Source organism: Acidimicrobiales bacterium (assembly GCA_036491125.1).
Classification (GTDB): Bacteria; Actinomycetota; Acidimicrobiia; order Acidimicrobiales; family AC-9; genus AC-9.
Window position 1 is genome coordinate 1 of record DASXCO010000087.1, and the last position, 5,340, is coordinate 5,340.

The 5,340-nt window shown below is 67.6% G+C and carries 6 protein-coding genes; 5 read left to right on the forward strand and 1 reads right to left on the reverse strand.

Features of this window, described 5'->3' with window-relative positions; translation table 11 throughout:
* Positions 1-3: 3 nt before the first annotated feature.
* A complete protein-coding gene (locus VGF64_07425; GenBank protein HEY1634570.1) occupies positions 4-246 on the reverse strand; it encodes a ferredoxin in 243 nt (80 codons plus the stop codon).
* 197 nt (positions 247-443) lie between these two features.
* Between VGF64_07425 and arc the strand changes: the two genes are divergently transcribed.
* From arc to prcA, 5 genes are all read left to right on the forward strand, one after another.
* Positions 444-2,216 carry a proteasome ATPase gene (gene arc, locus VGF64_07430; GenBank protein HEY1634571.1) on the forward strand — a complete coding sequence of 591 codons (1,773 nt, stop codon included), beginning with the start codon at positions 444-446 and terminating at the stop codon, positions 2,214-2,216.
* Between the two features lie 70 nt (positions 2,217-2,286).
* Entirely contained in the window at positions 2,287-3,774 is a 1,488-nt protein-coding gene (gene dop / locus VGF64_07435; protein HEY1634572.1) for a depupylase/deamidase Dop, read from the forward strand.
* 11 nt (positions 3,775-3,785) lie between these two features.
* Positions 3,786-3,980: a ubiquitin-like protein Pup gene (locus VGF64_07440; protein HEY1634573.1), complete on the forward strand. Its 195-nt coding sequence runs from the start codon at positions 3,786-3,788 to the stop codon at positions 3,978-3,980.
* Positions 3,981-4,132: 152 nt separating this feature from the next.
* Positions 4,133-4,960 (forward strand): proteasome subunit beta, encoded by an 828-nt coding sequence (gene prcB / locus VGF64_07445; protein HEY1634574.1) that lies wholly within the window; start codon positions 4,133-4,135, stop codon positions 4,958-4,960.
* The coding region (prcA, locus tag VGF64_07450) for a proteasome subunit alpha (GenBank protein HEY1634575.1) at positions 4,957-5,340 on the forward strand (384 nt) is incomplete at its 3' end. The genes prcB and prcA, both read left to right, overlap by 4 nt.

The window sequence follows — 5,340 nt, forward strand, 5'->3', positions numbered from 1 at the left end:
GCCTCAGGCCTTCTCGACGAAGATGCACTCGCCGGGGCACTCCTCGGCCGCCTCGACGACGGCATCCTCGAGGTCGGTCGGCACAGCGGCCATGCCCTCGGCGCCACCAGGCTCGTTCAGGACCTTGTCGTCCTCTTTGACGTAGGCCAAGCCATCGTCCAACAGGGTGAACACCGCCGGCGCGATCTCCTCACAGAGACCGTCGCCGGTGCAGAGATCCTGGTCGATCCAGACCTTCATCAGCATGCCTCTCAGGACGTCGCGGTCAATTTCTGAACCTAACGATCCAGACCGGCAGTGTCAATTTCCACGGTTAGGACGGGGGAAATTTTGCCGGGGGCTCCAGGACCGGGGGACAAAGCCCAGGCCCAGGGTATAGCGGCCGAGGGTGCGCGTCTGTCCGCATGACACCGGTGTATGTTCGCTTTGTGAGGTGAGAGGAGGTGGTTCCGACGGCAGACTCCGAGTCCCAGCGTCGGCTCGCCGCCTACGAGCGAGACATGAGCCAGCTCCGGGAGCAGGCGACCGTGCTCGAGGACGAGATCGTCACGCTCCGCCGCCGGCTCCAGGACGCGCCCAAGCGGGTGCGGACCCTCGAGGAGAAGCTGCTCGAGACCAAGGGCCAGCTCGCGCAGGCCGTGTCCCAGAACGAGAAGCTGACATTCACGCTCCAGCAGGCCAGGGAGCACATCGCCACCCTGCGCGAAGAGGTCGAGAAGCTCACCCAGCCGCCGTCGGCCTACGGCACCTTCCTGGCCCGCAACGAGGACGGCACGGTGGACGTCTTCTCGGGCGGGCGCAAGGTCCGGGTCTCCCTCCACCCCGAGCTGGTGGCCGAGGACCTCAAGCGGGGTGACGAGGTCGTCCTCAACGAGTCGTTGAACGTGGTGCTGGCCCGCGGAGCCGAGCTGTCGGGCGAGGTCGTCACCATCAAGGAGCTGCTGGAGGACGGCCATCGGGTCGTGGTGCTCGGGCGGGCCGACGAGGAACGGGTCGCCGATCGGGCCGAGACCTTGATGGACGTGCAGCTCCGGGCGGGGGACTCGGTCCTGCTGGACCCGCGCACCGACCTGGTCCTCGAGCGGCTTCCGCGGCCCGAGGTCGAAGAGCTGGTTCTCGAAGAGGTGCCCGACATCTCCTACGCCGACGTCGGGGGCCTCGACGACCAGATCGAGTCCATCACCGACGCCGTCGAGCTGCCGTTCCTGCACCGGGAGCTGTTCGTCAAGCACCGGTTGCCGGCGCCCAAGGGCGTGCTCCTGTACGGGCCGCCCGGCTGCGGCAAGACGCTCATCGCCAAGGCGGTCGCCAACTCCCTGGCCAAGAAGGTCGCCGAGCAATCGGGGGACCGCCAGGCCAGGAGCTACTTCCTGAACATCAAGGGCCCGGAGCTGCTCAACAAGTACGTGGGCGAGACCGAACGCCAGATCCGCCTGGTCTTCCAGCGAGCGAGGGAGAAGTCCGAGGAAGGGGTGCCGGTCATCGTCTTCTTCGACGAGATGGACTCCCTGTTTCGCACCCGTGGCTCGGGGATCAGCTCTGACATGGAGTCGACCGTCGTTCCCCAGCTCCTGGCCGAGATCGACGGCGTGGAGGCCCTGCGCAACGTCATCGTGATCGGGGCCTCGAACCGCGAGGACCTCATCGACCCCGCCATCCTGCGTCCCGGCCGGCTCGACGTGAAGATCAAGATCGAGCGGCCCGACGAGGAGGCGGCCGCCCAGATCTTCTCCCGGTACCTGCAGTCCGACCTGCCCCTCGACGCCGAGGAGGTCACCTCGCTCGGTGGGGGTGACCGTGACAAGGCGGTGCGGCGAATGGTCGAGACCACGGTGGCAGCGATGTACCAGGCGGACGAGCTCAACCGCTTCCTGGAGGTCACGTACCAGAACGGGGACAAGGAGATCCTCTACTTCAAGGACTTCGCCTCCGGCGCCATGATCGAGAACATCGTCCGTCGGGCCAAGAAGCTGGCCATCAAGCGGACCATCGCCCAGCAGGGCGAGGGCATTCGCACCGACGATCTGCTCGACTCGATCAGGCAGGAGTACAAGGAGCACGAGGACCTGCCCAACACCACCAACCCCGATGACTGGGCCAAGATCTCGGGCAAGAAGGGCGAGCGGATCGTGTACGTTCGTACCCTCCTGGCCGAGGGCAAGGAGGCGACCGGTGGACGCTCCATCGAGCGCGTGGGGACCGGCCAGTACCTCTGACAGCCGGCGCGGGCAGGACGACCGTCGTCGGACCGCGCCATCGACGTCCCCACCGGGGTAGGGTCCATTCGTGGCCATCCCCAAGGTGTGCGGCATCGAGACGGAGTACGGCATCCAGTCCGTCGGGCCCGGCGACGCCAATCCGATCGCCGCCTCCTCGGTGCTCATCAACGCCTATGTGGCCGAGCTCCAGCGCCGGGTGGGCTGGGACTTCGAAGACGAGAGCCCAGGCAACGACGCCCGCGGCTTCGCCCGTGAGGACGCACCTGAGGTGGAGACCCACCTGGTCAACGCGGTACTGACCAACGGGGCCCGGTACTACGTGGACCATGCCCATCCGGAGTTCTCGACCCCGGAGTGCTCGACCGCGATGGAGCTGCTGCGGTACGACAAGGCAGGAGAGCGGATCCTCACCCGCTCGATGGAGGCGGCTGACCGACTTCTCCCGAAGGGCGAGGAGATCGTCGTCTACAAGAACAACTCGGACCACAAGGGCAACTCCTACGGCACCCACGAGAACTACCTGATGAACAGGGCCGTGCCCTTCGCCAGGATCGTCCAGCACGTCGTGCCCCATTTCGTGTCCCGCCAGATCTACACCGGCGCGGGCAAGGTGGGCACCGAATCGGCAGCGGGCGGATCGGCCGACGTCACCTTCCAGCTCTCCCAGCGGGCCGACTTCTTCGAGGAGGAGGTCGGCCTCGAGACGACGCTCAAGCGGCCCATCGTCAACACCAGGGACGAGCCCCACGCCGACGCCCAGAAGTACCGGCGCCTCCACGTGATCGTGGGCGACGCCAACCTGGCCGAGGTGGCCACCTTTCTGAAGGTCGGTGTGACGGCGATCGTGCTGGCCATGATCGAGGACGACTGGTACGGCGACCGTGACCTGTCACTGGCGACGCCTGTTCGGGCCATCCGCCAGGTCTCCCACGACCTGTCACTATCGGAGCCCTTGGAGCTGACCGAGGGCGGCACCACCACGGCGCTCGGGATCCAGTGGGAGCTGCTCGAGCTGGCCCGCAAGTACGCCGATGACCGCGGCCTCGACTGCGTCGGCGACGACGAAGCTGGAGAGGAGGTGCTGCGGCGGTGGGAGGCGACCCTTCACGCCCTCGAAACCGACCCCGCCAGCCTGTCCGGCCAGCTCGACTGGGTGGCGAAGCGCCAGGTCATCGAGGGGTACCGCGAGCGCCACGGGCTGGCGTGGTCCGACCACCGCCTGACGGCCATCGACCTGCAGTACCACGACCTGCGTCCCGGGCGGTCGCTCTTCGCCAAGATGCCGATGGAACGGCTCGTCGACGAAGCGGACGTCCTCGAGGCCGTCACCGAGCCGCCCCGGGACACGAGGGCCTACTTTCGGGGCCGGTGCCTCCAGCGGTGGGCGTCCTCGGTCGCCGCCGCCAACTGGGATTCCTTGGTGTTCGACCTCGGATCTGATCCGCTGCGGCGGGTCCCGATGATGGAACCCCTGCGGGGAACTGCCGCGCATGTCGATAACTTGTTGGCGGGATGTTCGAGCCCGGCTGAGCTGTTAGAGCAGTTGGGTTCCTAGGAGAGTGGACGATGGCAGAACGTGAGCTGAAGAAGCGGCCCCAGACCACACGCGACGAGGAAGTCGTCGAGGAGGCCGCGCCCACGTCGGACAAGGGCGAGAAGCTGAAGGCCGAGCTGGATGATCTCCTCGACGAGATCGACGAGGTGCTCGAGGACAACGCCGAGGAGTTCGTCCGTAACTACGTGCAGAAGGGCGGCGAGTAGCGGCACGGCCCGGCCACGGCCGGGGGGCGGGCCCGGGCGGGACAGGGCCCCATCGGCTTGGCGGAGCCTGGGGATCGAGCTGAGCCCGGGTGTGTCGAAGTTGCTCGTAGCTCAGCCTCGCGGGCATGGCTGAGCCGGTAGGGTGCGCTGCGATGAGCTTGCCCATGTTTCCCCCGGCCGACGACCCGGGGCCGAGCTTCACCGATCTACTTCGTCGTAGCGGCCCGGCCCAGCCCTCCGCGCCGATGTACCGGCCTGCCCCGGACGTCGGAAGCCCGGCCGTCACAGGACCCGACATCCGCCACGGGACGACCGTGGCTGCCCTGCGCTACGCCGACGGCGTGGTGATGGCCGGCGATCGTCGGGCGACGGAGGGCTACGCGATCGCACACAGGGCCATCGAGAAGGTCTTCCCGGCGGACCGTCACTCGGCAGTGGCCTTCGCCGGGGCGGCGGGGCCGGGCATCGAGATGGTCAAGCTCTTCCAGACCCAGCTCGAGCACTACGAGAAGGTCGAGGGACTGGCCCTGAGCCTCGAGGGCAAGGCCAATCAGCTGGGCCAGATGATCAGGGGCAACCTCCCTGCGGCCCTCCAGGGGCTGGCAGTCCTTCCCTTGTTCGCCGGCTACGACCTCCGGCGGCGGATCGGCCGCATCTTCAACTACGACCTGACGGGCGGTCGGTACGAGGAGGCCGACTACCACGCCACCGGATCGGGCGGTCGGGACGCCCGCACGACCATCAAGCTGGGCTATCGAGAGCGGATGGCGCGCGACGAGGCGATCGAGCTCGCCATCCTCGGACTGTACGAGGCGGCCGACGAGGACATCGCCACGGGCGGGCCCGACGTGGTCCGCGGCATCTACCCGATGGTCGCCACCGTCAGCGCCAACGGGTTCGAGCTCGCCGGCGAGTCGGAGGTGGCCGAGCGCTTCGGGGCGCTCATCGAGCGCAAGCGGGCGGAGGGCCAGCGACCATGACCATGCCCTTCTACGTGGCCCCCGAGCAGGTCATGAAGGACCGTGCCGACTACGCCCGCAAGGGGATCGCCCGGGGTCGGGCGCTCGTCGCCTCGGTCTTCGCCGACGGGATCCTGGTGACCGCCGAGAACCCCTCTCGCTCCCTTCACAAGGTCAACGAGATCTACGACCGCATCGCCTTCGCCGGTGTCGGTCGGTACAACGAGTTCGACCAGCTCCGGGTGGCGGGTGTGCGCCATGCCGATACCAAGGGCTTCGCCTACAGCCGCGAGGACGTCGACGCCCGCTCGCTGGCGAACCTCTACGCGCAGTACCTCGGCCAGGTCTTCACCCATGAGATGAAGCCACTCGAGGTGGAGATCCTCGTCGCGGAACTGCAC

Excerpts from the sequence above, each read along its gene's own strand:
- VGF64_07425 (HEY1634570.1), bottom strand. The coding sequence starts at position 246 with ATGCTGATGAAGGTCTGGATCGACCAGGATCTCTGCACCGGCGACGGT.
- VGF64_07440 (HEY1634573.1), top strand. The coding sequence starts at position 3,786 with ATGGCAGAACGTGAGCTGAAGAAGCGGCCCCAGACCACACGCGACGAG.
- prcB (HEY1634574.1), top strand. The coding sequence starts at position 4,133 with ATGAGCTTGCCCATGTTTCCCCCGGCCGACGACCCGGGGCCGAGCTTC.